Genomic DNA, 25,268 nt, shown 5'->3' with positions numbered 1-25,268 from the left:
GGCTCTGGCCGCCTTGCGGGCGGATCTCCTCGGCTCTGGCCGCCTTGCGGGCGGATCTCCTCGGCTCTGGCCGCCTTGCGGGCGGATCTCCTCGACCGTGACGGCGGTGTGGGCGGATCTCCTCGACCGTGACGGCGGTGTGGGCGGATCTCCTCGACCTGCCGGCCGGTGGGCGCGGATCGCCACCTCGACGTGCCGGCCGGTGGGCGGGAGTGGGCCGGCCTAGACTGCCGGGATGACCGATCCGTGGACGCCGTCGGAACCCGGTGTGCTGCGGCTGCCGTCGGGTCGGCTGGTGCGGGGCCGCGGCCTGCGCCGGCCGTTGCCGCCCGGACCGGTACCGACGTTCGGGATATACCTGCTCGGCCGCACGCCGCCGGAAACCGCCTGGCAGAGCGAGTGGGTGCGCTGGCCGGACTTCTGGCTGCCCCGCGACCACGCCGGCTTCCGGGCCGTCCTCCGGCGGGCCTGGGAGCGGGCGGCCGACGAGCGGGTCGAGTTCGCCTGCGGTGGCGGCAAGGGCCGCACCGGTACCGCGCTGGCCTGCCTCGCCGTCCTCGACGGCGTACCGGCCGAGCAGGCGGTCGCCTTCATCCGCCAGCACTACGCCAGCGGCGCGGTCGAGACGCCGTGGCAGCGCCGCTACGTCGCCCGGTTCACCCCGGTCCCGGCCTGACCGGACCACCGGCCGCGAGGCGCCCGAACCCAGCTCGCCCGGAGACTGCCACCGGACTCACCGCTGGCAGTCTCCGGGCGGTTGGCCAGCCGTCTGCCCCAGACGGGCTGTGGTGATCAGGCCAGCGCGTTGAGTCGTGCCATGTCGCTGTCGCTGAGCGAGAGCTTGACGGCCTGGAGGTTCTCGGCGAGGTGATCCAGGGACGTGGTGCCGGGGATGGGCAGGATCACCGGGGAGATGTGCAGCAGCCAGGCGAGGGCGACCTGTGCCGGCGTGGCGCCGAGATCCTCGGCGATGGCGGCGATCGGGCTGCCGGGACCGGCGAGCTTTCCGGTGGCGATCGGGAACCATGGGACGAACGCGATGTTGTTGGCGGTCGCGTACTCCAGGACGTCCTGCGACTGGCGGGTGACACGGTTGTAGAGGTTCTGCACGCTCGCGATCGGGGTGATCGCCTGGGCTTCCGTCAACTGGTCCAGGGACACCTCGGAAAGGCCGATGTGGCGGACCTTGCCCTGCTCCTTGAGTTCGGCGAAGGCGCCGAGCTGATCGGCCAGCGGGACCGCAGGGTCGATGCGGTGCAGTTGGATGAGGTCGATCCGGTCGACCTTCAGGTGTCGCAGCGACAGCTCCACCTCCTGTTTGAGGTAGACGGGGTGACCGAGCGGGACGAAGGCGTTGGGGCCGGTACGAACCATACCGGTCTTGGTCGCCACGACCACGCTCGCCGGGTACGGGTACAGGGCATCGGCGATGATCTGCTCGGTGGCTCGCCTACAACTCAACGTCGCCCTGGCGGCCCTACGCAGCGCCTACGAGGAGTGGCAGGTCGATCAACCCTTCGACCGATTCCTTGCCACCGCGCGGGCCTACCTGCAACAACTCGCCGACGGCGTCCACCCCGGCCACCGATAGCCCCGCGACCGCGAGACCTCTTCCACGATCTCGGCCTGCCTGGTCACGGCAGCGCGGTCGACCGCGTACGGCGGGATGTTGGCCCAGTATGCGTCCCAGGTGGTAAAACCGCAGCTCATCCGCGCCGAGACCCCGACGCCCTGGTGTCCAGGCCGATCAGGTCGTAGCCATCCGTGACACGGCTCGGCAGCCGCGTTCTGATGGCGGGTCCCTCTTCGCCGACTCGAAGACACTTTATTGACGACCGTCAGCAGAATCGCTAGCTTATGACAATGACATCTATCGATGTAAGAGTCAGGAGTCGACTCCGAGTCGCGCTCGTCGCGTTGGCTTCCACCGCGCTCGCGGCGACCGCCGGGATCGTGCTCGCTTCACCGGCCACGGCAGCGTCCCTGGTCGAGGTGACCAGCTTCGGAGACAACCCCGGCGGCATGCGGATGCACGTCTACGTCCCGGACTCCCGTCCCAGCAACCCGGCGATCGTCGTGGCGATGCATGGTTGCGGCGGGTCGGGTCCGGGGTTCTACTCCGGCAGCGAGTTCGCCTCGCAGGCCGACCGGTACGGGTTCGTCGTGATCTATCCGACCGCGACCCAGCAGGCGGGCTTCGGCAACTGCTTCGACGTCTGGTCGGCGGCGTCCAAGCGCCGGGGCGGCGGCAGCGATCCAGTGTCGATCATGTCGATGGTGACGTACGTCCAGCGGCAGTACGGCGGTGACCCGAACCGGGTCTACGCGACTGGCAGTTCGTCCGGCGGCATGATGACCAACGCCATGCTCGCGCTCTACCCGGACGTCTTCAAGGCGGGTGCGGCGTTCATGGGGGTGCCGTTCAACTGCTTCGCCAACGCGGCCGACTTCCCGCCCCAGAACAGCCAGTGCGTCAACGGGCGGATGGACCGGACCCCGCAGCAGTGGGGCGACGCCGTCCGCCAGGCGTACCCCGGCTACAGCGGCGCCCGCCCGCGCATCCAGTTGTGGCACGGCACCAACGACACGCTCGTGCCGTACCAACTGCTCCAGGAGGCGGTCGACCAGTGGACCAACGTGCACGGCCTGAGCCTCACGCCAACCTCCACGGACACGCCCCAGTCGAACTGGAACCGCCGGCGCTGGACCAGCGGCGGCGTAACGCCGCTCGAGGCGATCAGCGTCAACGGCGCCGGCCACAGCCTCCCGATGAGCGGCATGGCCCAGGCGGCGGTGCAGTTCTTCGGCCTCACCGGCGGATCGCCGACCCCGAACCCGACCACGGGGACGCCCACCACCCCGCCGACCGTGCCGCCGACGACCGCCCCGCCGTCCACAGGCGGCTGCCGGGTCGGCTACACGGCCAACAGTTGGGCCAACGGATTCACCGCCAGCGTCACGGTCACCAACACCTCGACCGCCGCTGTCAACGGCTGGACCGTGCAGTGGAGCTGGCCGGGCAACCAACAGGTGACGAACGCCTGGAACGCGACGGTCAGCCAGTCCGGCGCCCAGGTGACGGCCCGCAACGTTTCATACAACGCCGCGATCGGGGCCGGGGCGAGCGCCACGTTCGGCTTCCAGGGCACCTACAGCGGAGCGAACCAGGCGCCGATCCAGTTCACGCTGAACGGCGCGGCGTGCAGTCAATGACGACACACGTCGTGCCGACAGCAACAACCACTGTCATATGACGGAGGGGCGGGCGAGTTCGACCAGGCCGGCGCCGAGGACCGTGGCGCCGGCCCGGTCCACGCTCTCGAACCGGTATCCGGGACCGTCCATCCAGACCCGGGTGGTGAGGGTGTCGCCGGGGGCGACGGGCCGGGTGAAGCGGCAGCTCAGCCGCGCCGGTTGGGCCCCAGGGGGGAGCACGGTGTGTCCGGCGACGGCGAGACTGGCCAGGCCGTGCACGATGACGCCGGGCAGCCCGGCGCTGCGGGCGAACTCGTCGTCGAGGTGGATCGGGTTGTGGTCACCGGAAGCGTCGGCGTAGCGGCGGGGCAGGTCGACCGGCAGCGGCGAGGTCGCGGTGCGCAGCGGCGGTCCGGTGGGCGCGTCGGCCGGCAGGGTCGGGGAGGGTGTGCCCAGCCGCAGGTCGGTCGGTACGCCACGGTAGAACTCGGTGACGTACTGCTCGTTCAGGAGCGTGCCGTGGACGTCGTACGTCCGTACTCCGATGGTGGCGACCGTGCCGCTGCGCTTGCCGTGTAGCCCGAGCACAGCGGCCTGGACGGTGATCGTCTCGCCGAGCGGCAGCGGGCGGTGGAAGAAGATGTCCTGTTGGCCGTGCACGACCCGGGCGCGCAGCTCGGCGGGGGCGGCGGCGCAGGCGACCGCGAGGACCAGGTCCATGGCGGGGACGACGGCGTAGACCGGTGAAGGTCCGCCGACGGCGTCGACGTACGCCGCGACGCTGGCCGGGGTGACGTCGAACGGGCGTGGCTCGCTCCAGCGGCCGACGACCGATCCGTCGAGCGACATCATCAGTCGGTCACCTCCACCACCACGGCGCCGGCAGTGTCACCGGCCGCGCACCCGGTGAACAGGCCGCGTCCACCGCCCCGGGCGTGCAGCGCGGCGACGAGTTCGGCGAGCGCGCGCAGGCCGGTCGGCCCCTGCGGATGGCCGTATACCAGGCTGCAACCGTATGGGTTCATCCGGTCCAGCCCGAAGCCGGTCTGCCGGGCGAAGTAGAGGTCGTTGACGGCGAACGGGTTGTGCGTGGTCACCACGTCGATGCCGGTGATGTCGAGGCTGGCGTCGGTGAGCGCGGCGCGGGCGGCCGGCAGTGGCGCTCTGGGCATCCGGGCTCGGTCGGTGCGGGCGAAGCCGACCGCGAGCAGTCGTGCGACGCCGGTACCGCCGCTGAGTTCGCGGGCCCGATCGACCGTGCTGAGTACCGCTCCGGCGGTGCCGTCGCCGGGATGGGTCTGCGATCCGTACGTCACGACGCCGTCCGGCCGGACCGGGGAGAGCGCGGCGAGCCCGTCGGCCGTGGTGTCGTGCACGCCGTGGTCGCCGTCGACCACCACGCCGCCGTGCCGGCCCGGCACGTGTACCTCCACCAGGTGGCCGGGGCGTAGGGCGGCGGATGACCGGTACTGCTCGTGGCGCAGCAGCGTGACGGCGTCGATCTCGGCGCGGGAGTAACCCTCCTCGGCGGCGACGTGCTCGGCGGTGTCGAGCATGGACTGGCCGGTGTTGGGGTCGTGCCGCATCGGGTCGAGCACCCAGTGTTCGGTCCGTGGCGCCGCGCCCGGGCTGCGCTGGGCCGACCAGACCAGCAGCGGGCCGTTGCTGGTGCGGTCGGCGGCCAGCGCGAGCACGGTGCGGTGGGCGCCGAGTTCGACCTGGACGGCGGCGGCCTGCACCACCGCCACCGAGGTGGCACAGGCCTGGGCGATGGTCGGACCGGTGACGGTGTCGAGCCCGAGCCGCGGGGTGATGGTGGTGACGCCGTAGAAGGAGGTCGGCTGCGGCACGGTGGTGCCGAAGGCGACGTGGCCGATCTCGGAGGTCGCGATCCCGCCCCTGGCCAGGGCGCGGGCGGTCACGTCGACCGCGAGGTCCACGCTGGACATCTCGGCGAGCGGGCCCTGCCAGCGGCAGAACGGCGAGGACCAGACCAGGTTGACCGGCATCGCCACGTCGGAGAGCCGCATCACCGGCTCCCGACGAGTTCGGTGGGCTGCGTGCCGAGTCGCATCTCAGCTCATCCCTTCGGCCTGCCCACCGGCGACGGTGAGTACCTGGCCGTGGACGAAGTTCGACCACGGCGAGCAGAGCAGGAAGATGCCGCCGGCCGCCTCCGCCGGGGTGGCGGGCCGGCCCAGCGGGATGCGCGCCGCGGCCTGTTCCCGGACGGCGCCGGGGATGCCCAGCGGGATCCGGTGGTCGCCGTGCTCGAAGGTGCCGGCCTCGGTGGCGTCGGCGGTCAGCCGGGTCTGCACGAATCCGAACGCCACCGCGTTGACGTTGATCCTCAACGGGCCCCACTCCTTGGCGAGCGTCCTGGTGAGGCCGGTCAGGGCCGCCTTGGCGGCGGCGTAGTTGGCCTGGCCGACGTTGCCCATCGTGCCGGCGATCGAGGTCACGTTGACCACCTTGCGGAAGACCTCGCGTCCCTCTGCGGCGTCGCGCTTGGCGGCCTCGCGCAGCACCGGCGCGGCGGCGCGCAGCAGCCGGAACGGCGCGGTGAGGTGGATGTCGAGCATGGCGGCAAGCTGCTCGTCGGTCATCTTGTGGAAGATGCCGTCCCAGGTGTAGCCGGCATTGTTGACCACGATGTCGAGCCGCCCGTATTCGTCGACCGCGCGGGCGACGACCTCGGCCGGCGCCGCCGGCGCGGTCAGGTCGGCCGCGACCGCGACGCCGCGACCGCCGAGCGACCCGACGGTACGGGCGAGGCCGTCACCGTCCAGGTCGACGCAGACCACCCGGGCGCCGTGCTCGGCGAGCAGTTCGGCGGTCGCCCCGCCGATCCCGCGCGCCGCTCCGGTGACCACCGCGACCCGGTCCGCCAACAATCCGCTCATGCCGGCACTCCGCTTCGCTCCGTGCCGCCAGGAGGCACCGTCGCACTGAGCTGGCTGATTCGCTCGCTCACGGCTCTCCTTCCCGCTTCGCCGGGGCGAGCTCCGCCGCCAGCACGTCCTGCCAGGTCTGGCGGGCCGTCACCTTGTCGAACTTGCCGGTCGCCGTCGTCGGCAGCGCGTCGACGAACCGGATGACGTCGGGCAGCCACCAACTCGCCACCCGGGGGCGCAGGTGCGCGACGAGCGTGTCGGCGGTGACCTCGGCGCACCCGACGACGAGCGCGGCGGGCCGTTCGCCCCAGGTCGGATGCGGTACGGCGATGACCATGGCCTGGGCCACCGCCGGGTGGTCCATCAGGTGGTTCTCCAGTTCGATCGAGCTGATCCATTCGCCGCCGGACTTGACCAGATCCTTGGCGCGGTCGAGCAGGTGAAGGTAGCCGTCGCCGTCGACGGTGCCGATGTCGCCGGTGCGCAGCCAGCCGTCCCGGAACCGGGCGGTGTTGGCGTCGTCCTCCGGCTGGTGGTACGACTGGGTGACCCACGGCCCACGTACCTCGATCTCACCGACGGCCCGCCCGTCGTGCGGCAGCACCACACCGTCCGGGTCAACCACCCGCAGTTCCACCCCGGCGGTCGGCACGCCCTGCGTGGCGTGCAGTGCCTGCCGGGACGGTTCCGGCCGGTCCTCCAGGTGCCGGCGGACCATCGTCAGGTTGCCGGACGGCGACATCTCGGTCATGCCCCAGCCCTGCCGCATGGCGACGCCGCGCCGCTGGTAGCGCTGGATCAGCTCCAGCGGGATCGCCGAGCCGCCACAGAGGATCCGGTCCAGGCTGGCCAGATCGTCCGGGCTCGGTGCGAGCTGGTCGACGGCGAGCCAGAAGGTCGGCACCCCGGCCGCGACGGTCACCCGCTCGTCCCTGACGAGGCGTACGACGGTGGCCGGACTGGTGTCGGAACCGGCGAGGACCAGACCGGCCCCGGCCAACGCCGCCGAGTACGGCATACCCCAGGACAGCGCGTGGAAGAGCGGGGTCAGCGGGAGCACGACGTCGCGTTCCCGGATGGCGAACGAGTCGACGAACAGACCGCTCATCGCATGCAGGGTCAGGGACCGGTGCGAGTACACCACGCCCTTCGGACGGCCGGTGGTGCCACCGGTGTAGCAGAGGCACGCCGCGCTCCACTCGTCCACCTCCGCCGGCTCGTCCTCCGGCGCGCTCGCCAGGAGCTGCTCGTAGTCCGTCGCGTCGGCGAAGTCCGGGTGCGGTGCGCCGCCGTCCGGCAGTACGACGTAGTGCCGGACGCCGGGGAGCCGGCCCCGGATCGGCGCGAACTGTCCGGTCAGGGACGCCGCCACGAAGATCACCTGGTCGTCGGCGTGCGTGGCGATCGCTGCCACCTGGTCCGGATGCAGGCGGGTGTTCAGCGGTTGCAGCACCGCTCCGGCCAGCGGCACGCCATAACACAGCTCCAGGTGGGGCAGCCCGTTGCAGGCGTACGTGCCGACCCGGTCGCCCGGGTGGACACCGAGCGCGGTCAGCGCGTTGGCCAGCCGGCGGGCCCGGCCGGCCAGCTCGGGCCAGCGGCACTCGGTCCGGCCCACCTCGGTGTAGCCGACCAGCCGGGCGTGCGGGCCCATCGCGGCTGCCCGGCGCAGCATCATGCCGACGGACAGCGGCATCGAGCCCATGCTGCTCCGCACGCGTCAGCCCTCCGCCGCCCCGGTCCCGGTCAGCAACGCGCGGAGCCGGTCCGGCCACGGACTGCTCAGGCCCGTGTCGGCATCGATCCACACCACGGTCAGCGTTCCCCGGGCCAGTGTCGTGCCGTCCCGGGCCACCGCGAAGGCGTAGCGCAGCGAGGCGCGCCCGACGTGCTCCACCGCCAGGGTGGTCTCGGCGATCTCGCCGAAGTGCAGGGCTGCCAGGTAGTCGACGGTGAGGTTCACCCGGGGCATCCAGCGGGCGTCCGCCGCCGTGACGCCGAGCTGGTCCTGTAGTTCCTTCTCGGCGCTCTCCACGAACCGCAGGACCACTCCGTAGTGCCACCGGTCCGCCGGGTCGGTGTCCGACCACTCGAGACGACGGCGCACGACGGTCGACGCTGGCTCGGCCATCCCGGTCTCCCCGCTGGTCCCTGTAGCTGGTGTCGTCCGGTGCAAACGCGCGGCCCGACGTCGTCGAGCCTGGACCGAGTCTGACTATCTATGTGCCTAGCGTCAAGACTAGTGTCACATATCGCCGGTCCGGCTGGTGTGGGTACGCACCAGCGCGGCGAGGTCGGGGTCGTGCCCGGCGACAACCTGGACCACGCGCTGTTCGGCCAGTCCGGTCAGGCCGTCGTACAGCTCGACGAAGAGCGCCCGGGCCGCCGCCCGGGGCCAGCGCTCCGGCAGTAGCTCGGTCGGCAGCTCCGGGTCGAGGCTCGGCATGGTGCGCCAGTCGTCCATCAGGGCGGTTCGCGCGACGAGGGCCTCGGCAGTGCCGATCCGGCCGGTGCGCCACCGTTGCCGGACCGGCTCGTACGCGGCGAGGATCCGCTCGTATTCGGCGCGCAGGGCGCCCAGGTCCCAGGCGTTGATCGGATGGCCGCCGGTCGGCCCGCCGTCGGCCAGCTCGGCGGTGAGGACGGTGGCCCGGTCGATGTCGAGTTCGGACAGGATCGTCGTCACCTCGGTCACCCGTTCGTGCGGCGAGACCCAGAGGCCGTCGTAGAGCGGGGCGAAGCCGTGCCAGCCGAGCCGGGTGCGCAGGGCGTGCCGCCGGGACCTGTCGTCCTCGGGTACCGAGAACGCGGCCACGGTCCACCGACCGGTCCACGGTGTCCGCTCCGTGCCGAACGACAGGATGTGGCCACGACCCTCGGCGAGCACCCCGGCGGCCCGCTCGCTGAGCGCGTACGAGGTGCGCCGGCCGGACTTCGACTGCTCCAGTAGCCCGCGCCGGGCCAGCCGGCTCAGCGCGGCCCGAGCGCTGACCTCGGTGATTTCGAACTCGCCGAGCAGTGCGACCAGGGCCGCCGAGGGCAGCGGGGCGCGCTGGCCGTACCAGTAGTCGCCGAGCAACGTCAGCAGCAGGTGTTGCGGGCTGCCGCCGGCCTGCACGCGCGGCAGGTCGGCCGGGGGCGACGCGGACTGCATCGACATGCGGCAGACTCTACAGATTCCGCGTCGTCCGACAGCCGCCCAGCCTGCCTCGACCGGCGCCGGGCACACCTGCATGTGCGCACCGAGTGTGCCGGCGGGCCGGATCCCCGCGGTGCTCGCCGTCGCCTGCCCCGGCGGCGCGGACCGCCAGGTGGAGCCGGTCGACGGGGGCGAGAGACGCGCGGCCGGGGTCCCCTATCTCGACTTCCTCGTGCCGGGGCTGATCGCCTCGGAACGAGAACGTTAGGCATGAATGTTGACCGGCGTGCCATAGATGTCTAGCGTCTCCGTAACAGGGCTTTCCCTCGTGGTGGGAGGCAACCGTGCGACGTACCGCCGTATCCGCCGTCGCGCTCGCCGTGGCGGTCGCCACGACCGGCTGTGGCGGCGCCCCGTCCACCGGAGACGGTGCCGGCCCGATCAGGGTCGGCCAGATCGTCTCCCTGACCGGCAACTACGCACCGCTCGGCACGGAGAACGAGAAGTCCGTGGCGCTCGCGGTCGAGCAGATCAACGCGGCCGGCGGGGTGCTCGGCCGTACGGTGGAGCTGATCGTCCGCGACGACAAGAGCCAGCCCGACCAGTCGGTGCTGGCCTTCAACGACCTCAAGGGCCGTGACGTCGCCGCTGTGATCGGCTCACCCTTCTCCAACTCCGCCCTGGCCACCATCCCGCTGGTCAACCGGGAGAAGATCCCGTACGTCTCGCTTACCCCGGCCGACGAGCAGGTCGACCCGGTGCACCCGTACGTCTTCGTCGTGCCGGCCACCTCGGGGACCTATGCGGACCGGATCCTTCAGTACCTCAGGGCGCAGGCCATCACCAGGATCGCCGTCGCGTACGACGGCCGCAGCTCCTACGCCAAGGCCGGCTTCGACGGCACCCGGGAGAAGGCGTCCGGCTACGGCGTCACCCTCACCGCCAGCCCGGAATTCCAGACCACCACCACCGAGTTCTCGGCTGTCTTCAACCAGGTGCGCTCCTCGGCGGCGCAGGCGCTCGTCGTCTGGGCCACCGGCGCTCCCGGCGTGGCGCTGGCCAAGCAGTACGCCACCGCCGGCCTCGACGTGCCGGTGGTCTTCACCGGGGCACAGGCCAGCAGGCTCTGGCTGGACCCGGTCGGCCCGGCCGCCGAAGGCGCGGTGGTGGCCAGCTCGATCGGCGTGGTCGGCGACACCCTCCCCGACGGTGCGCAGAAGCAGGCGATCGATGAACTGGCCGGTGCGTTCCGCGGCAAGTACGGGTATCCGCCACCCCAGTTCGCCCAGGACGGCTACAGCGGGGTACGACTGCTCGTCGCCGCGATCGAGAAGGCCGGCGGCACCGACCGGGAACAGATCCGGGACGCTCTGGAAGGGCTGACGGTGACGACACCGAACGGCACCTACACCTACAGTGCTACCGACCACGCCGGCCTCAAGGCCGACTACATCTCCGTCAACACCGTGCGGGGCGGCGCGTTCGTCCCCACCGACTGGGCGCGGGAGCAGCTCGCCGCGGTGGCGGGCAAGTGACCGAGCCGCTGCTGCGGGTCGACGGTGTGTCGCACGCCTTCGGCGGGGTGTACGCCGTGCGGGAGGTCGACATCGACGTCGCGTACGGAGAACTGCGGGCCGTCATCGGGCCGAACGGCGCCGGCAAGTCCACCCTGTTCAACCTGGTCGGCGGCCAGTTGGCGGTGCGTACCGGCGCGATCGTGCTCGCCGGCACGCGGGTGGACCGGCTGCCGGCCCACCGTCGGGCCCGGCTCGGGATCGGTGTCGTCTTCCAGGGCGCCCGGATCTTCCGCGGCATGACGGCGCTGGAGAACGCGATGGTCGGCGCGCACGCCGTCACCGGAGGAGGCTTTGCCGGCGCCGTGTTCCGACTGCCGGTGCACCGCCGGGAGGAGCGGGAGATCCGCCAGAGCGCCCGGGAGGCGTTGGCCCGGGTCGGCCTCGCGGGCTGGGCCGACCGGCCGGCGGAGTCGCTGCCGCTGGGGCAGCAGCGCGCACTCCAGGTGGCCCGCGCGCTCTGCGGCCGACCCCGCCTGCTCCTGCTCGACGAGCCCGCGGCCGGCCTGCGCGCGGCTGAGCGGGACGCACTGGCCCGACTCTTCGAGGAGCTGAAGACGAGCGGCCTGACGATGGTGGTCATCGAGCACGACGTCGCGTTCGTGACCCGGCTGGCCGACCGGGTCACCGTGCTCGACCTCGGCCGGGTGATCGCCGAGGGCACCCCGGCCACGGTCCGGGCCGATCCGGCGGTCGTCGCCGCGTACCTCGGGACAGGGGTGCACGCGTGATCGACGTTGTCGACCTCACCGTCCGGTACGGCGTCGCTGTCGCGCTACACGCGGTCAACCTCACCGTGGCGGAGGGGGAGATGGTGGCGCTGATCGGGCCGAACGGCGCGGGAAAGTCCACACTGGTCAACACGCTCTCCGGGATCCAGCGACCGGCCGGTGGCACGGTGTCGATCTCCGGCCGGCTGGCCCATGTGCCGGAGGGACGCCAGGTCTTTCCCGACCTGACCGTCGACGACAACCTCCGGCTCGGCGGCTGGCGTATCCGCAACCGCGACACCGGCCCGATCTACGAGATCCTGCCCGGCCTGACCCCGCTGCGTCGACGCCGCGCCGGTCGGCTCTCCGGCGGGGAACAGCAGATGGTGGCCGTCGGTCGGGCGCTGATGGCCCGGCCGGAGGTACTGGCGGTCGACGAGCTCTCCCTCGGCCTCGCCCCGCTCGTCGTCGCCGACCTGGTGCGGCACCTGCGGGAGCTGAACGCCGATCACGGTCTCGCCGTGCTCCTCATCGAGCAGAACGCCCGACTCGCCCTCGACCTGTGCAGTCGGGGATACGTGCTGGAGGCGGGCCGGGTCGTCGCCGCCGGGACCGCGGCGGAACTGGCCGCCAGCCCACGGGTGGCCGACGCCTATCTGGGAGTGGCCGGGTGAGGGAGTTCCTCCAGTACCTGATCACCGGCGTCGGCAGCGGATGCGTGTTCGCGCTCGTCGGCAGCGGTCTCGTCGTCGTCCACCGAGTCACCCGGGTGGTCAACTTCGCCCAGGGCTCGTTCGCGGTGATCGCCGCGATGACCGCGTCGACACTGCTGGCCAGCGGGCTTCCGCACGGCCTGGCCGAGGCGTCCGCCGTGGCGGTCGGTGCCGGTGCCGGGCTGCTCGTCGGGCTGGTCGCGATCGGCAGGCCGGGTACGCCGCCCGGCGCGTCACTGATCATCACGCTCGGGCTGGCCGTCTTCGCATACGCGGTCGAGGTGCTGATCTGGGGTGACCAGCCTCGGTCGTTCGCCGGTGTGCCCGGTGCGGTCGAGTTCGGTGGCGTCCGCTTCCAGGCGCATTACCTGCTCATCATCGGCGCGACGGCCGTCGTCTTCGCCGGCACGGCCGCGCTGTTCGCGCGCACCGACATCGGCCGGGCGCTGTCGGCCTGCGCTTCCAACCCGTACGCCGCGAGAGTCGTCGGCATCGACATCGTCCGAATGGGGCTGCTGTCCTTCGGCATCGGCGGTGCGCTCGGCGGGCTCGCCGGAGTGCTCGTCACGCCGATCCAGCTCGTCACCTTCGACTACGACGTCACGCTGATCGTCGGCGGCTTCGCCGCCGCCGTCTTCGGCGGGCTCATGCGGCCGTTGCACACCCTCGTCGGTGGACTGCTGCTGGGTGTGGCCCAGTCCTTCGTCGCCGGTTACGGCAACGCCGCGTACCAGATGGAGGTGGCGCTGGTGCTGCTGCTCGCCGTGATGATGAGGCAAGCCGCGCGGGCGCCGGCGGCCGAGCAGGAGCCGGCCTGATGGCGCGGCGGGCGCCGGCGGTGGCGGTGGGAGTGGGCACGCTCGCCCTGCCACCGCTGCTCTCCGGCAGCCACCTGACCGTCTACATCCTGCTCGGCCTCGCCGTGATGGTCACGGTCGGGCTGTCGTTGCTGATGGGGTACGCCGGCCAGGTCTCCCTCGGGCAGGCGTCCTTCTACGCGATCGGCGGCTACACGGCCGGCCTGCTCAGCGTGCACAGCCTGCCACCGGTGCTCGGCCTGCTCGCCGCGCCACTGGTCTCCGCCGCGTTCGCGGTCGTCGTGGGGATACCGCTGCTGCGGCTGCGGGGTCACCACCTCGCCTTCGCCACCCTCGCCATGCAGCTGATCCTGCTGTCCCTGGTCGCCCGGGCGGACTGGGCCGGCGGTGCCATCGGCCTTCAGGGCATCCCACGGCTGTCGGTCGGCGGCTACGAGTTCGCCGACGACATCTCCTACGCCTACCTGGTCTGGGCCGCCGTCGTGCTCACCCTGCTGGTGGCCCGCAACATCGTCGCCTCCCGGCCCGGCCGTGGCCTGCGGGCACTGGCCAGCGGCGAGACCGCCGCGGCGGCCAGCGGCGTGCCGGTGGGGCGCTACCGGCTCGCCGTCTTCGCGCTGTCCGCCGCGTTCGCCGGTCTGGCTGGCGGCATCTACGCCTTCTATCTCGGCTATCTCGCGCCGGGCTCGTTCCCGGTGCTGCTCTCCATCGAGTACGTGGTGATGGCCGTCGTCGGCGGGCTCGGCACCCTGTGGGGCGCCCTCGTCGGTGCCACCGCGATCATTCTGCTCGTCCAGGTGCTCAACACCCTCGGCACCCAGCCCGGCATGCCCGGCTACGCGCCGAGCGTGCTGTCCTACGCCGTCTACGCGGTCCTGCTCGTGCTGGTCGTGATCTTCCTGCCGCACGGCATCGTGCCGGCGGTACGCGCCCGGTTGACGCGGAGGGCGTCGAGCGGCGCGGTGTGACACCGGGAAGTGCATCGATGGACGAATATCGATGTGATCGGTAACATGCTCTGCTGTGCCATGAAACGCAAGGTGAAATCTCGGCGAGTCGAATACGCGTGTTGCGCGGCCTGCCGAGGGTCACCGGGCCGTGCCAACCGTCTCCTTTCCGTCGCGTACGGGAGAACGGCGAATCGTGCTCGACTCGCACCGCTCCCGTCGCCGGGTTGACCGTCCGCTGGGGCAGTGGCTGTCGTCGAAACGGCTCCGCCCCGCCCGGCCCTCGTCCGTGGGCAAGCCAGCCGTCGGGTGGAGTTGCGCAGGGCCGGTCGGTGAAGTGGGGCGGTCCACGACCGCGTGTCACCGGCTCTCGTGACAAAAAGTTGCTGTGATGTTTCTCTTTCTTCGCTTCGTGATGGTCAGCGGAAAAGTGTTATGAACCGGGATCGTGGAGAGTCCGCGCCCGGCGCAGACGCTGTGTTGGTCATGTTTCGGCCGCGCACCTCTTGAAGGCGACGAAACAATCTGGCAATCTTCCCTGCACCGGTATCAGCGCTCCTCCCCTTCCCGCCTATGGGGTTGGGATGTCGGGGGCTACCGATGTTAGCGTTCACATGGCCGGGTGTTCGGTGATCGTTAGGAGTGGGATGCGGATCCGTGCGGCTGTGCTGCGGGTGCTGACGCCGATGACCGGCGGGTCGTCGCCGGCCGGCGTGGCAAGGGTGGACGAGCGTGCCCGGGGCCGGGTCGAGGCCCGACCACGGCGACTGCCCGGGTCGGTCGTCGGCACCGGGTTCCTGAAACTCGCCGTGGCACTACAACGGGTGGGAGCGACGGTGCTGCCCGGCGGCTCGGGCCGGCGCGGCCTCTCGCTGGCCATGGTGGGCGTGCTGCTGTGCACCGGTCTCCTCTCCGTCGGTGGCCAGGCGAACGCCGGCGCCTCCTGGTCGCCCAAGCCGGGCTACACGTCGACCGACACCGGCGACGGCAGGTATTCGGTTCCGCTGCTTCGCTCCGACGTTCCGGACATCAGTGTGGAGCGGGTCCCGGCAGCCGAGAACGACGAGGGTCGGGACATCTACTACATGATCAGCACGACGATGCACCTGAGTCCGGGTGCGCCGATCATGAAGTCCTACGATCTCGTCAACTGGTCGATCGTCAACTACGTGTTCGATCGGGCGAGCATCGGAGACTCCTTCTCGCTGCGCAACGGCCAGAACTCGTACGGCCAGGGCCAGTGGGCATCTTCGCTGCGCTATCACAACGGCGTGTTCTACGTGGCGTTCAACACCAACAACCTCGGCGGCGCGTACATCTACCGCACGGACGACATCGAGGATGGCGCGTGGCGGCGCACCGCCCTGGGGCGCGGTCTCCATGACCCGTCACTCTTCTTCGACGTCGACGGAACGCCGTACGTCTTCTACGGTTCGGGCGGCACGAGCGCTGTGCGCCTCAACGCCGACCTGACCGCCATCGAGCAGGACTACCGGAACATCTTCACGGCGGCCGACTACGCGGGCCAGCCGTTCATCGGCGGGCTGTTCGAGGGCGCGCAGTTCTACCACATCGACGGCTACTACTACGCGGTCATCATCACCTGGCCGTCCGGGCAGGGCCGTCAGGTGGTCATGTTCCGCTCGCCGGACCTGCTCGGCCGCTACACGTCGGCGGGGGGCGTGAACACCTACGAGGCGCGCGGGGTGCTCAACTCGAACGGGTTCGCGCAGGGCAGCCTCGTGCCGATCTCGGGCGAGGGCGGCGGGACCGACTGGTACGGCATGTTCTTCCGCGACACGTTCCCGGTCGGACGTATCCCGGCACTCATTCCCGCCAGGTGGCAGGACGGGTGGCCGACGTTCGGCGACAACGGGGTGGTGCCGGTGAACGGACTGTTCGACAAGCCGATCGAGCTGCGCCCGGCGGAGGAACCCGTCGAGCGTCAGCGGAGCGTCGTCGTCTCGGACGACTTCTCCAACGACGCGCCGCACAAGGCGTACCTGGAGGAGGAGTGGGCGATCCCGGAGCCGCCGGACGTCGACGAGTCGCTCATCGGTGTCGAGTTGCTGGCCAACCCTGGTTTCGAGTCCGGAGCGGTCGACCCGTGGGGTGCGCAGTTCGGTGCGGCGCTCGGCTTGGACGAGGTCGACCCGGCCGCCGGCTCGGCCGCGTTGAGGGTGGGCGACCGCACGGTCAACGGCTCCGGCCCGAACCAACTCGTGAACGGGAAGATGCAGCACGGCGTGACCTACACCGTGTCGGCGAAGCTCAAATACACGTCAGGGCCGAGCAGTGTGCGGTTCAACCTCGCCGCCGACTGGGGCTCCGGCGTGCAGGTGATGGCGTCCGGAAACGTGCCGGTGGGGCAGTGGACGACGGTGTCGGGCCAGTACACCGTCCCGGCGACGGCAAACCTCGACAGTTTCACGTTCGCGGTGGAGACCCCGTGGGCGGATCCGCAACCGTCGTCGTCGAGCGTCGAGTACCTGATCGACGAGGTCTCGATCATCGGGCAGCCGGTGACGGCCGAGCAGCCGGCCGCAGAGGAGATCGTCTCCAACGGGTCGCGGCTGGACATGGCGTGGCAGTGGAACCACGCGCCCGACAATCGGTACTGGTCGCTCACCGACCGCGACGGCTGGCTACGGCTGACCACCGGCAAGGTCGTCACCGGCCAGTACATCTATACGAAACTGTCCAACCGGTCCGAGCTGACATGGTTCGAGGAGGCCAGGAACACCCTGTCGCAGCGTACCTTCGGACCCCGGCAGTCGGTCGAGACCAAGATGGACATCGCTGGCATGAAGAACGGCGACGTCGCCGGCCTGGCCGCCTACAACCGCGGATTCTCGTACGTCGCGGTCAAGCGCGCCGGGGACACGTTCACGCTGGGCGTCGTCAACCGAGGGCAGCCCTTCGCGGTCGACCTCGACCAGGCGACGATCGAGAACTTCCTGCCGGGTACGACGGTGCCGTTGGGGGACGCGACCGAGGTGTACGTGAAGGCGGATCTCGACTTCGCGTCACCGACGGGCCAGCTCTGGACGACGTTCCACTACAGCCTCGACGGGCTGACGTGGCGCCAGTTGGGCGGTCGCGTCGGCCCCCAGACCCTGGACGGCAGCCTCGCGCACTTCATGGGACACCGGGTCGGCCTGTTCAACTACGCGACGTTGGCGACGGGCGGGCGGGTCGACTTCGACTACTACCTGCTTAGCGACATCCTGACCGCGCAGGGCCAGGAGCTGGACAGCAGCGAACTCGACGCGGCCGTAGCGCACGCGGAGACGCTCCGCGAGGCCGACTACCCAGCGGACGCCTGGACCGCGATGCAGACCGCCCTCGCCGCCGCGAAGACGGCACGCGCCGGTGACTTCGGCACCCAGAACCAGATCGACGCGCCGGAGCGGGCACTCAGCTACGAGCTGGCCCGGCTCGGCATGCTCAGGGCCGCTGCCGGGTTGCCCGTCACGGTGACCGTGCAGGCGCGGTGTCTCGCCGGTCGGGCGTACGTGGCCGTGCAGGCGCGCAACGACCACGACACGCCGGTGGACATCGTGCTGGAGACCGGGTACGGCGTGCGGTCGTTCGAGGGCGTCGCGCCGGGCGCGAGCGCCTACCAGTCCTTCGGTACCCGGGCGACCTCGGTCGAGGCCGGGTCGGCGACCGTTCGGGTCACCGGGAGCATCGAGGGCGAGGACGTGACGACCGTACGGACCGGAGAACATCCCGGCATCGACTGCGCCGGATAACCGGCCGCCACCGTGGACCGTTCCGGCCGGCTCCGGTCACGGCCTCGCGGGACGGCCGCGCCCCGACTCCGCCCCACGCCGCTCCGAGTGGTCCGCCTCCGTCCCGGCCCGCCCCCAACCGGCCGGGACGACTGAGACTCCAGTTGCCAGTCAGAGATCAAGGAGGGTGTCACTTGAAACAGCGCTTGCGAACGGCGACGCGGCGACGGTTCGCCGCTATCGCCACCGTCGGCGTCGTGCTGGCCGCCGCACCGGTTGCCACGCCGGTGCCCGTCCAGGCCGCCGAACAGAATCTCATCCTGAACGGCGGGTTCGAAGACGGTCTCGCCAACTGGTTCGTCAACAACGGCAACGCCAACGACAGCGCCACCCTCTCGACCACGACGGACGCCCACTCCGGTGCGGGCGCGGCACTCGTCACCAACCGGACGACGACCGGATCCGGCCCGATGCAGGACCTCAGCGGCAAGGTGCAGGCAGGACAGACGTACACCCTCAGCGCCCGGATCAAGTACGAGAACCCGAACTCGCCCGGGACGAAGCAGTTCTTCGCCACCATGCACTACGGCGGTGGCACCTACACCAACCTGGTGAGCACGGTGGCGACGCGCGGCCAGTGGGCGCAGTTCAGCGGCACGTTCACGATCCCGGCCGGACAGGGTGTGTCGACGGCACGCCTCTTCTTCGAGACGCCGTGGACGAGCACCCCGTCCTCGGAACCGAACCTCCACCTGATGGACTTCACGCTCGACGACGTGTCGGTGACCGGCGCTCCGCCGCCTCCGGCACCATCGAAGACCATCGAGGTCGTCGGTAAGCTGCCCGGAGAGCACAACCCCCTGATCGGGCACAAGTTCGGCGCCGACGGGTTCGGCTTCGTGCACGACGGCCGGGTCTACATGTACCTGACCAACGACACCCAGGGTTATGCACCCGACCCGGTCACCGGCATCTCGCCACAGATCAACTACGGCGACATCAACCGGATCACGGTGATCTCCTCCGAGGACCTCGTGAACTGGACGGACCACGGCGAGGTCCAGGTCGCTGGACCGAACGGCGTGGCACCGTTCACCAACAACTCCTGGGCGCCTGGCATGGCCAGGCAGGTCGTGGCCGGGGAGGAGAAGTTCTTCCTGTACTACGCCAACGGCGGCGGTTCGAGCAACGTGATCACGGGTGGGTCGCCGCTCGGCCCGTGGGTCAGCGAGCGCACCAGCACCCTGATCAACGGTGGCACTCCCGGTGCCGAGGATGTCGCGTGGAAGTTCGACCCCGCTCCGCTGGTGGACGACGACGGCGAGGAATATCTCTACTTCGGGGGCGGTCCGGCGTCGACGAGCATGCCGCCGGCCGAGCGCTTCAACAACCCGAAGAACCTCCGGGCGATCGCACTCGGCGACGACATGGTCTCCACCGAGGGATCGGCCGTGGTGGTCGACGCCCCGGTCGCCTTCGAGGCGGGCCACGTCTTCAAGCGCGAGGGCAGGTACTACTTCTCGTACTCCTCGCACTTCGGCGGGAACGACTTCGGCGGCAACCAGACGCCGCTCCCCGGCTATCCCGGCGCCGGTCAGATCGGCTACATGATCTCCGACGACCCGATGTCGTGGCCGAAGGAAACCTACGCGGGCGTGCTGTTCCCGAACCAGTCGCAGTTCTTCGGCGCCGGCACCGGTGGCAACAACCACCAGTCGGTGTTCGAGTTCGAGGGCAGGTTCTACTTCACGTACCACGCGCCGACGCTGAACAAGCGCATCAACGGAAACACCACCCAGGGGTACCGCAGCCCGCACCTCCAGGAGCTGACCTTCAACCCGGACGGCACCATCCAGCAGGTCGTGGGCACGTACGCCGGCGTGGAGCAGGTCAGGAACTTCGACCCGTTCCGGGTGTTCGAGGCGGAGACCCTCGGCTGGAGCAAGGGCATCGCGACCGCGAAGGTCGACGGCGGGTCGGCGCAGTTCGGCGCGGAAGCACCGAACCTGGTGGTCCGGGACGTCGACGACGGCGACTGGACGGGACTGTCCTCCGTGGACTTCGGTGACGCCGGTGCCCGGAGCGTGACGGCGAAGCTGCGCGCGCTGGCCGCAGGCGCCCGGATCGAGGTGCGGCTGGACGATCCCGCGGGTCCGGTGGTCGGCACCATCCCGGCCGGCACGCCGACCACCGAGTGGGCCGAGGTGACCGCCGAGCTCGAGGGCGTCAGCGGCGTACACGACGTCTACTTCAGCTACCACGGCCCGGCCGGTGAGGATCTTTTCGAGATCGACTCCTGGTCCTTCGCGGCGACGGGTACCCAGCCCGAGTTGCCCGTCACCGCCACCGTCCAGGCACGATGCCTCGCCGGTAAGGCGTACGTCGCCGTGCAGGCGCGCAACGACCACGACGCGCCGGTGGACATCGCCCTGGAGACCGCGTACGGCACGCGCTCGTTCCCGGATGTCGCCCCGGATGCGAACGCCTACCAGGCGTTCGGTACCCGGGCGACCTCGGTCGCGGCCGGGTCGGCGACCGTCCGGGTCACCGGGAGCGTCGACGGCGAGGACGTGACGACCGTCCGGACCGTGGCACACCCCGGTGTCGACTGCACCGGATGACCCTGACAACCCCGATCAACCACCTCGCCGGCAACAACGGCTGACAACGGAGGAGCGAATGAATACACGGAAACGCCGGCACCTGCTCGCGGCCTGCGCCGCCGGTGCCGTCCTGGCCGGGACGACGGTGCTGCCCTCGCCCGCCGTGGCCGAGCCCGGCGACGACACCGACGTGCAGGTGACGGTCGAGATCGACGAGATCCACGAACCAGGCGTGCTCGCCATGTCCATCGCGGGTGACGCCGTCGCGCTGTCCGAGGACGGCTCGACCCTGCTGGTCCGCCAATTCGTCGGCACCCTGCCGACCGTGACGGTCACCGACACCCGCAGGCCGGACGAGGTGCCCGACGGGGCCGCCTGGGCGGTGTTGGGCAGCGCGACCGATTTTGTCGGTGCCGCTGGTCAGACACCGATCAGCGCCGGCCACCTGGGCTGGAAGCCGCGCCTGCTCGACGGCGGCGACACCGGCCTGGTCACCGAAGGCGAGGAGGTCGTGACCGTCCTCGACGAGGAGACCCAGCCCGGCAACAACGTCGGCCTGGTCGACCAGGAGTTGCTGGTGTCGACGTTCGACTCCGAAGCCGTCGCCGGTGACGCGTACTCGGTCAACGCCGACCTGTACCTGCGCACCCCGGCGGAGGTGGCCGCTGGCGAGTACGCCTCGGTGCTCACCCTCTCATTGTTCGAGTAGTGGCCGGGCGGGGTCCGCGCGGGCCCCGCCCAGTCCCGATCGGGAGACCTGCCACCGGCGCCGCACGGCGACCGGGAGCGACAACGGCCTCGACGGTGGCCACCACGTCCGCGCCCGGCACCACGTCGGTGCGATCGCCGGCTCGTACCGCCCGGACGAACTCGGACAGTTCCCGTCGCAGGGCCTCGTCCGTCCCGTGCGGCACGGTCTGCCAGCCAGCGCCGGTACGGCGCCGTAACGACTCCGCCGTCCACTCGAACCGGGCTCCGGATCGAGTGTCGATCTCGACCACCCACCGTGGGACACCGAGCCTGCTCGCCTGCACCGTGGCGCACAACCCGGTCTCCCACCGCAGCTCGGCTCGGTGACCGTCCGTCCACGGCCGGGGCCGCACCACCTCCGGCGGGCCGCCCGCGAGCCGGTGGACGATGCTCACCGGGTGCGGCAACAGCTCCCAACCCGGGTCGTGATCCAGCGGCACCGGCCGCCGCCAGCTCGCCCGGATCGACGTCGGCGACTGTGTCGCCACCTCCGCCGTCAGGGCGGCGAAGGCGGGGTGGTGCAGGAACGTATGCCCGGTACGCAGGACGAGCGCGCGAGCGTGCGCCGTCCGCGCCAGCTCTCGCGCGGCGCGGGTGGACGTGCACAGCGGCTTCTCGGCGAGGACGTGCTTACCCGCCGCCAGGCACCGGCCGACCACCTCCTGGTGCGTCGCGGTCGGCGTGGCGACCACCACCGCCCCGATCCCGGTGTCACCGAGCACCTCGGCCAGGCTGACCGTGGCGTCCCGGCCGTCGCGGGTCACGGACACCGGCGTGATCCCCTCCAGCTCCGACAGCACCCTCAGCAGCTTCCGGCCCCACCGGCCGACTCCCACCAGCCCCACCTTCATCGCGACATCAGCTCCACAAGCTCGTCGGCTGCGGTGACACAGGTCGTGAGCTTGCCCGAGAAGATGCTGAAGACCTGCGAGTCGTGCCGCTCGACCAGCGTCGGCCGGGTGTCGGTCCGGGCCACGCCGGGCAGCGTCGTGCGTACCACGAGCCGGGATCGCACCAGACGCGCCTGGTCGAATCCGATCAGGAACTCCCGGCCGGTCTCCACCAGCCGGCGCAGCGTGCCGGCGGCCGTCGACCGGCGGTGCGCGTCGGTGTTGGACAGCGAGCAGACGACCGCAGTCTCCTCCGTATGGTGCATTTCGGTGACGTGTCCGATGACGTGATGACCGCTGCGCCCGCAGGGATCGAGGGACGGGAAGTTCCCGTCCATCACCAGACAGCTCACCCCCTGGTACGCCTCCGGTAGCTGGACGCAGAGCAGTTCGGCCAACTGGTAGCGGTAGGGCCGGCCGACGAAGCCCGCCTCGGCGAGGAGGGTGTTGTTGGCGGAGTAGCCGGCCAGCACCACCCGCTCGTTCCCACCCACCGAGGACCACTCGAAGTGGGTTCCGGTGCGCGTCCGCACGCCGCTGTCTCTCAGCAGCGCCCAGCATCTGTGGCGCAGGCGTGGCAGATCGATCGCCCCCTCCGCCACCCGTACGCAGCTCTGGACGGCGTCGGGGCGCAGGACGGGCGCGAAGTCGTGGCGCCACGTCAGTCCCATGGCCGTCACGGCCCGCAGGTATTCCGCTGCGGTCAACCGGGTCCGGCTGTTGGCCACCGCGTAGTAGTGCGCGTGGTGGTCGATGATCGCGTCGCCGAACAGCCGCCGGAAGTCGCGTTCGGCCGCGAGACAGGCGGCTGCGGTCTCCGGGCTGCGCGGATAGTGGAAGCCCTTGTGCAGCCGGTACTGGTTGGTGCCGCTGGCGCCGTCGAGCAGGTCCGGCGCCTGCTCCACGAGGGTGACCGACCAGCCGGCCCGGGCGAGCGCCCGCGCCGCGGTCACTCCGAACAGCCCGCCGCCGACCACGGTCACCCGGTCCCGCTCCGGCCGGCTCATCCGCCGCGTCCGTGCGCGCCGCGCAGCGCGGTCAGCAGGTCGGCCACGGCCGGGAGGTCCCGGACACTGCCGAGGTATCCGCGGGGTGGCCGGGTGGGCGGCGCTCCCCGTCCGGAGCGTACGTGCAGTGACCAGCATCCCGCCGCAGCGGCGGCGGCGAGGTCGGACTCGTGGTCGCCGACCAGCAGCGCCTCGCCCGGCGCGACGCCGAGGTGTCGCAGCGCCGCCCGTACCAGGCCGGGTCTGGGCTTGCGGCATTCGCACCCGTCCGCCGGCAGGTGCGGGCAGTGCAGGATGAGTGGTCGGGGTACGCCGAGCGCGGCGAGGCCGTCGGCCAGCCGGGCGTGGATGGCGTCGAGGGTCGCCTCGGGCAGGAGGCCACGACCCACTGCGGACTGGTTGGTCACCACCGCGAGGGCGAGGCCGGCCGCGCTGATCCGCGCACACGCCGCCGGTGCGCCGGCCGTCCAGACGAAGTCCTCGATCCGGGTGACGTAGTCCTCCCGGTTCTCGTTCAGGACGCCGTCGCGGTCGAGGATCACCAGCTTCAGTCCGCCGAGTGCGTCATGCATCGGCGACGACGTGTGCGTCGACCCGGCGTAGCATCCGCACCGCGATATGGCCGACGGTCAGGTGCAGGTCCTCGCTGAGCCCGTAGTCACCCTGGCCGAGCAGAACGAAGTGGTCGCTGGCGGTCGACAGTGGACTCGGCTGACCGACCAGTGCCAGGACGGTCATGTCGAGGTCGCGTGCGCGTCGGGCCGCGGCCAGGACGTTGGCCGACCGCCCGCTCACGCTTATCGCCAGGAGCACGTCCCCGGGCGCGCCGAGCGCGGCGACCTGCGTCGCGAACACATCCTCATAGGACACGTCATTGGCGATCGCGGTGAGCCGGGCCAGGTTGTCCACAAGAGACACCACCGTGCCGGCCGGACGGCCACTGTGTGCCATCGCGGCGGTGAGGTCGGCGGACATGTGGCTGGCCGTGGTCGCGCTGCCGCCGTTGCCCGCGACGAGCACCCGCCGTCCGCTCTCCAGGGCGCCGACGAGCGTGCACAGAACCGCCGACAGCCGCTCGCGGTCCACCTGATCGACGGACTTGCGCAACTCGCCGAGGTAGTTGTCGGCGGCCGTGCGCGCACGGTGCGAGACGGTCGGGTCTGCCGAACCCGATGTCCCGGGCGCGACGGATTGACGTCGATCAAGCCGATTCACCGCAGATCCCTTCTGTGGGCGGCGCTAGGGTGGCCGCTATGCGTCGTCAGCAGGAGGAGTCGATCAGGCTCGCCCGCGCTCCGCTGCGGGTGTCGCTCGCCCGCGCTCCGCTGCGGGTGTCGCTCGCCGGCGGGGGGACAGATCTGCCGAGCTACGCGCGGCGGCAGGGCGGGCTCGTGGTCAGCCTGGCCATCAACCGGTACGTGGCGGTGACGGTGTTTCCGCGCAGTTTCGACGGCCGGGTGTACGCGCGGTGGGAGCGGGACGAGCGGGTCGACCACGTCACCGCGCTGACGAACGACTTCGCCCGGGCCGCCTTCCGGCGCAGCGGCCCGGTGCCGGCGGCCCAGCTGGCGTCGTTCAGCGACGCGCCGAGTGGCACCGGGCTCGGCGGCTCCGCGGCCTTCACCGTCGCGCTGCTGCACGCGCTGCGACCGCCCGGGAAGGTCGACCCCCGGGAGTTGGCCGAGGAGGCCAGCGCGGTGGAGATGGCCGACCTGGGCCGGCCGGTCGGCAAGCACGACCACTACATGGCGTCGTACGGCGGCATCCGGGCGCTGCACATCGACCGAGATCTCGCCGTCGAGGTGGACGACCTGCCGGCCGGCCCGGTCCTGCGCCGTTATCTGAGCGACAATCTGCTGCTGTTCTACACCGGGGTCAGCCGGGACGCCGGCACGGTCCTCGCCGCCCAGCATCTGCGCACAGTCCGTGGCGACGAGTCGACGGTCGGGGCGCTGTGCGAGATCCACGACCTGGCCCACGAGATGGCACGGGCGGTCCGGGCCGATCGGGTCGGCGAGATCGGGCCGATGCTGCACCGCCACTGGGAGCTCAAGCGGCGCCTCAGCCCCAGCGTCAGCACACCGGCGATCGACGAGCTGTACGAGTCCGCCCGCGCCGCCGGCGCCGACGGCGGCAAGTTGCTCGGCGGCGGTGGCGGCGGATTCCTCCTGGTCAGCGTCCCGGACGCCGCAACGGCCGGGGTGCGCGCGGCGATGGCGCGGCGAGGCGTCACGGAGCTGCGCTTCGCGCTGGACGAAGCGGGATCGAAGGCCACCGCCCTGCCGGCCTGACAC

At 71.1% G+C, this 25,268-nt stretch carries 24 protein-coding genes; 13 read left to right on the top strand and 11 right to left on the bottom strand.

Going from position 1 to position 25,268, the window contains the following annotated elements; genetic code table 11:
• The first annotated feature begins 235 nt into the window (after nt 1–235).
• Nucleotides 236–676 carry a protein-tyrosine phosphatase family protein gene (locus Pma05_RS00560; protein ID WP_203855222.1) on the top strand — a complete coding sequence of 147 codons (441 nt, stop codon included), beginning with the start codon at nt 236–238 and terminating at the stop codon, nt 674–676.
• 116 nt (nt 677–792) lie between these two features.
• On the opposite strand, the gene Pma05_RS00555 is transcribed toward Pma05_RS00560, so the two are convergent.
• Nucleotides 793–1,392 carry an aldo/keto reductase gene (locus tag Pma05_RS00555; protein WP_239311439.1) on the bottom strand — a complete coding sequence of 200 codons (600 nt, stop codon included), beginning with the start codon at nt 1,390–1,392 and terminating at the stop codon, nt 793–795.
• Between Pma05_RS00555 and Pma05_RS00550 the strand changes: the two genes are divergently transcribed.
• Together Pma05_RS00550 and Pma05_RS00545 are read left to right on the top strand one after the other, a co-directional pair.
• Nucleotides 1,382–1,591 (top strand): hypothetical protein, encoded by a 210-nt coding sequence (locus tag Pma05_RS00550; RefSeq protein WP_203855232.1) that lies wholly within the window; start codon nt 1,382–1,384, stop codon nt 1,589–1,591. The two genes, Pma05_RS00555 and Pma05_RS00550, sit on opposite strands and share 11 nt — an antisense overlap.
• A gap of 272 nt (nt 1,592–1,863) precedes the next feature.
• Entirely contained in the window at nt 1,864–3,213 is a 1,350-nt protein-coding gene (locus Pma05_RS00545) for an extracellular catalytic domain type 1 short-chain-length polyhydroxyalkanoate depolymerase (RefSeq protein WP_203855220.1), read from the top strand.
• A gap of 33 nt (nt 3,214–3,246) precedes the next feature.
• On the opposite strand, the gene Pma05_RS00540 is transcribed toward Pma05_RS00545, so the two are convergent.
• The 6 genes from Pma05_RS00540 to Pma05_RS00515 all read right to left on the bottom strand — a co-directional run bounded on the left by Pma05_RS00540 (nt 3,247) and on the right by Pma05_RS00515 (nt 9,249).
• Entirely contained in the window at nt 3,247–4,047 is an 801-nt protein-coding gene (locus tag Pma05_RS00540; RefSeq protein ID WP_203855219.1) for a MaoC/PaaZ C-terminal domain-containing protein, read from the bottom strand.
• Nucleotides 4,047–5,225: a thiolase family protein gene (locus Pma05_RS00535; protein WP_203855218.1), complete on the bottom strand. Its 1,179-nt coding sequence runs from the start codon at nt 5,223–5,225 to the stop codon at nt 4,047–4,049. Before Pma05_RS00535 ends, Pma05_RS00540 begins: the two co-directional genes overlap by 1 nt.
• A gap of 45 nt (nt 5,226–5,270) precedes the next feature.
• Nucleotides 5,271–6,098 carry an SDR family NAD(P)-dependent oxidoreductase gene (locus Pma05_RS00530; protein ID WP_203855217.1) on the bottom strand — a complete coding sequence of 276 codons (828 nt, stop codon included), beginning with the start codon at nt 6,096–6,098 and terminating at the stop codon, nt 5,271–5,273.
• Between the two features lie 67 nt (nt 6,099–6,165).
• Nucleotides 6,166–7,785, bottom strand: coding sequence for a long-chain-fatty-acid--CoA ligase (locus Pma05_RS00525; RefSeq protein WP_203855216.1), 1,620 nt, complete (start codon nt 7,783–7,785; stop codon nt 6,166–6,168).
• 24 nt (nt 7,786–7,809) lie between these two features.
• Nucleotides 7,810–8,196: an acyl-CoA thioesterase gene (locus Pma05_RS00520; protein ID WP_203855215.1), complete on the bottom strand. Its 387-nt coding sequence runs from the start codon at nt 8,194–8,196 to the stop codon at nt 7,810–7,812.
• Nucleotides 8,197–8,334: 138 nt separating this feature from the next.
• Nucleotides 8,335–9,249 carry a PaaX family transcriptional regulator gene (locus tag Pma05_RS00515; RefSeq protein ID WP_203855214.1) on the bottom strand — a complete coding sequence of 305 codons (915 nt, stop codon included), beginning with the start codon at nt 9,247–9,249 and terminating at the stop codon, nt 8,335–8,337.
• A 73-nt stretch (nt 9,250–9,322) separates the two neighbouring features.
• On the opposite strand from Pma05_RS00515, the gene Pma05_RS00510 reads away from it, so the two are divergent.
• The 9 genes from Pma05_RS00510 (at nt 9,323) to Pma05_RS00470 (ending at nt 21,036) form a co-directional block, all read left to right on the top strand.
• Nucleotides 9,323–9,496, top strand: coding sequence for a hypothetical protein (locus Pma05_RS00510; protein WP_203855213.1), 174 nt, complete (start codon nt 9,323–9,325; stop codon nt 9,494–9,496).
• A 76-nt stretch (nt 9,497–9,572) separates the two neighbouring features.
• On the top strand, nt 9,573–10,763 hold the full coding sequence (locus Pma05_RS00505; RefSeq protein WP_203855212.1) for an ABC transporter substrate-binding protein: 1,191 nt from the start codon (nt 9,573–9,575) through the stop codon (nt 10,761–10,763).
• A complete protein-coding gene (locus tag Pma05_RS00500; RefSeq protein ID WP_239311437.1) occupies nt 10,760–11,533 on the top strand; it encodes an ABC transporter ATP-binding protein in 774 nt (257 codons plus the stop codon). Before Pma05_RS00505 ends, Pma05_RS00500 begins: the two co-directional genes overlap by 4 nt.
• Nucleotides 11,530–12,186 (top strand): ABC transporter ATP-binding protein, encoded by a 657-nt coding sequence (locus Pma05_RS00495; RefSeq protein WP_203855211.1) that lies wholly within the window; start codon nt 11,530–11,532, stop codon nt 12,184–12,186. The genes Pma05_RS00500 and Pma05_RS00495 overlap by 4 nt, the downstream gene beginning before the upstream one ends.
• Nucleotides 12,183–13,043: a branched-chain amino acid ABC transporter permease gene (locus tag Pma05_RS00490; RefSeq protein ID WP_203855210.1), complete on the top strand. Its 861-nt coding sequence runs from the start codon at nt 12,183–12,185 to the stop codon at nt 13,041–13,043. The genes Pma05_RS00495 and Pma05_RS00490 overlap by 4 nt, the downstream gene beginning before the upstream one ends.
• Nucleotides 13,043–14,011, top strand: coding sequence for a branched-chain amino acid ABC transporter permease (locus Pma05_RS00485; protein WP_203855209.1), 969 nt, complete (start codon nt 13,043–13,045; stop codon nt 14,009–14,011). The genes Pma05_RS00490 and Pma05_RS00485 overlap by 1 nt, the downstream gene beginning before the upstream one ends.
• 626 nt (nt 14,012–14,637) lie before the next feature.
• The gene (locus Pma05_RS00480) at nt 14,638–17,745 is read left to right on the top strand and encodes a beta-xylosidase family glycoside hydrolase (protein ID WP_239311435.1); all 3,108 of its coding nucleotides are present in this window, start codon (nt 14,638–14,640) and stop codon (nt 17,743–17,745) included.
• A 173-nt stretch (nt 17,746–17,918) separates the two neighbouring features.
• Nucleotides 17,919–20,345 (top strand): family 43 glycosylhydrolase, encoded by a 2,427-nt coding sequence (locus Pma05_RS00475; RefSeq protein WP_203855208.1) that lies wholly within the window; start codon nt 17,919–17,921, stop codon nt 20,343–20,345.
• A 58-nt stretch (nt 20,346–20,403) separates the two neighbouring features.
• A complete protein-coding gene (locus tag Pma05_RS00470; RefSeq protein ID WP_203855207.1) occupies nt 20,404–21,036 on the top strand; it encodes a twin-arginine translocation signal domain-containing protein in 633 nt (210 codons plus the stop codon).
• Here the strand turns inward: Pma05_RS00470 and Pma05_RS00465 are convergent.
• From Pma05_RS00465 to Pma05_RS00450, 4 genes are read right to left on the bottom strand one after another with little or no spacing between them, the layout of a single operon-like run.
• Nucleotides 21,014–21,928: a Gfo/Idh/MocA family protein gene (locus tag Pma05_RS00465; protein ID WP_203855206.1), complete on the bottom strand. Its 915-nt coding sequence runs from the start codon at nt 21,926–21,928 to the stop codon at nt 21,014–21,016. The two genes, Pma05_RS00470 and Pma05_RS00465, sit on opposite strands and share 23 nt — an antisense overlap.
• Nucleotides 21,925–23,052 carry an FAD-dependent oxidoreductase gene (locus tag Pma05_RS00460; protein ID WP_239311449.1) on the bottom strand — a complete coding sequence of 376 codons (1,128 nt, stop codon included), beginning with the start codon at nt 23,050–23,052 and terminating at the stop codon, nt 21,925–21,927. Before Pma05_RS00460 ends, Pma05_RS00465 begins: the two co-directional genes overlap by 4 nt.
• Nucleotides 22,971–23,546: a D-glycero-alpha-D-manno-heptose-1,7-bisphosphate 7-phosphatase gene (locus tag Pma05_RS00455; protein ID WP_203855204.1), complete on the bottom strand. Its 576-nt coding sequence runs from the start codon at nt 23,544–23,546 to the stop codon at nt 22,971–22,973. Before Pma05_RS00455 ends, Pma05_RS00460 begins: the two co-directional genes overlap by 82 nt.
• Nucleotides 23,539–24,189 carry a D-sedoheptulose-7-phosphate isomerase gene (locus Pma05_RS00450; RefSeq protein WP_203855203.1) on the bottom strand — a complete coding sequence of 217 codons (651 nt, stop codon included), beginning with the start codon at nt 24,187–24,189 and terminating at the stop codon, nt 23,539–23,541. Before Pma05_RS00450 ends, Pma05_RS00455 begins: the two co-directional genes overlap by 8 nt.
• A 38-nt stretch (nt 24,190–24,227) precedes the next feature.
• Between Pma05_RS00450 and Pma05_RS00445 the strand changes: the two genes are divergently transcribed.
• Nucleotides 24,228–25,265: a GHMP family kinase ATP-binding protein gene (locus Pma05_RS00445; protein WP_203855202.1), complete on the top strand. Its 1,038-nt coding sequence runs from the start codon at nt 24,228–24,230 to the stop codon at nt 25,263–25,265.
• Nucleotides 25,266–25,268 lie beyond the last annotated feature (3 nt).

It is taken from the genome of Plantactinospora mayteni, from assembly GCF_016862935.1.
GTDB lineage: Bacteria > Actinomycetota > Actinomycetes > Mycobacteriales > Micromonosporaceae > Plantactinospora > Plantactinospora mayteni.
This window is presented reverse-complemented; position numbering and strand designations above follow the sequence as displayed.

What these genes read in the sequence shown, in the direction of transcription:
- Pma05_RS00560 (WP_203855222.1), top strand. Translation starts at nt 236, where the DNA reads ATGACCGATCCGTGGACGCCGTCGGAACCCGGTGTGCTGCGGCTGCCG.
- Pma05_RS00545 (WP_203855220.1), top strand. Translation starts at nt 1,864, where the DNA reads ATGACATCTATCGATGTAAGAGTCAGGAGTCGACTCCGAGTCGCGCTC.
- Pma05_RS00540 (WP_203855219.1), bottom strand. Translation starts at nt 4,047, where the DNA reads ATGATGTCGCTCGACGGATCGGTCGTCGGCCGCTGGAGCGAGCCACGC.
- Pma05_RS00535 (WP_203855218.1), bottom strand. Translation starts at nt 5,225, where the DNA reads ATGCGGCTCTCCGACGTGGCGATGCCGGTCAACCTGGTCTGGTCCTCG.
- Pma05_RS00530 (WP_203855217.1), bottom strand. Translation starts at nt 6,098, where the DNA reads ATGAGCGGATTGTTGGCGGACCGGGTCGCGGTGGTCACCGGAGCGGCG.
- Pma05_RS00525 (WP_203855216.1), bottom strand. Translation starts at nt 7,785, where the DNA reads ATGCCGCTGTCCGTCGGCATGATGCTGCGCCGGGCAGCCGCGATGGGC.
- Pma05_RS00515 (WP_203855214.1), bottom strand. Translation starts at nt 9,249, where the DNA reads ATGTCGATGCAGTCCGCGTCGCCCCCGGCCGACCTGCCGCGCGTGCAG.
- Pma05_RS00510 (WP_203855213.1), top strand. Translation starts at nt 9,323, where the DNA reads ATGTGCGCACCGAGTGTGCCGGCGGGCCGGATCCCCGCGGTGCTCGCC.
- Pma05_RS00485 (WP_203855209.1), top strand. Translation starts at nt 13,043, where the DNA reads ATGGCGCGGCGGGCGCCGGCGGTGGCGGTGGGAGTGGGCACGCTCGCC.
- Pma05_RS00480 (WP_239311435.1), top strand. Translation starts at nt 14,638, where the DNA reads ATGCGGATCCGTGCGGCTGTGCTGCGGGTGCTGACGCCGATGACCGGC.
- Pma05_RS00470 (WP_203855207.1), top strand. Translation starts at nt 20,404, where the DNA reads ATGAATACACGGAAACGCCGGCACCTGCTCGCGGCCTGCGCCGCCGGT.
- Pma05_RS00465 (WP_203855206.1), bottom strand. Translation starts at nt 21,928, where the DNA reads ATGAAGGTGGGGCTGGTGGGAGTCGGCCGGTGGGGCCGGAAGCTGCTG.
- Pma05_RS00455 (WP_203855204.1), bottom strand. Translation starts at nt 23,546, where the DNA reads ATGCATGACGCACTCGGCGGACTGAAGCTGGTGATCCTCGACCGCGAC.
- Pma05_RS00445 (WP_203855202.1), top strand. Translation starts at nt 24,228, where the DNA reads ATGCGTCGTCAGCAGGAGGAGTCGATCAGGCTCGCCCGCGCTCCGCTG.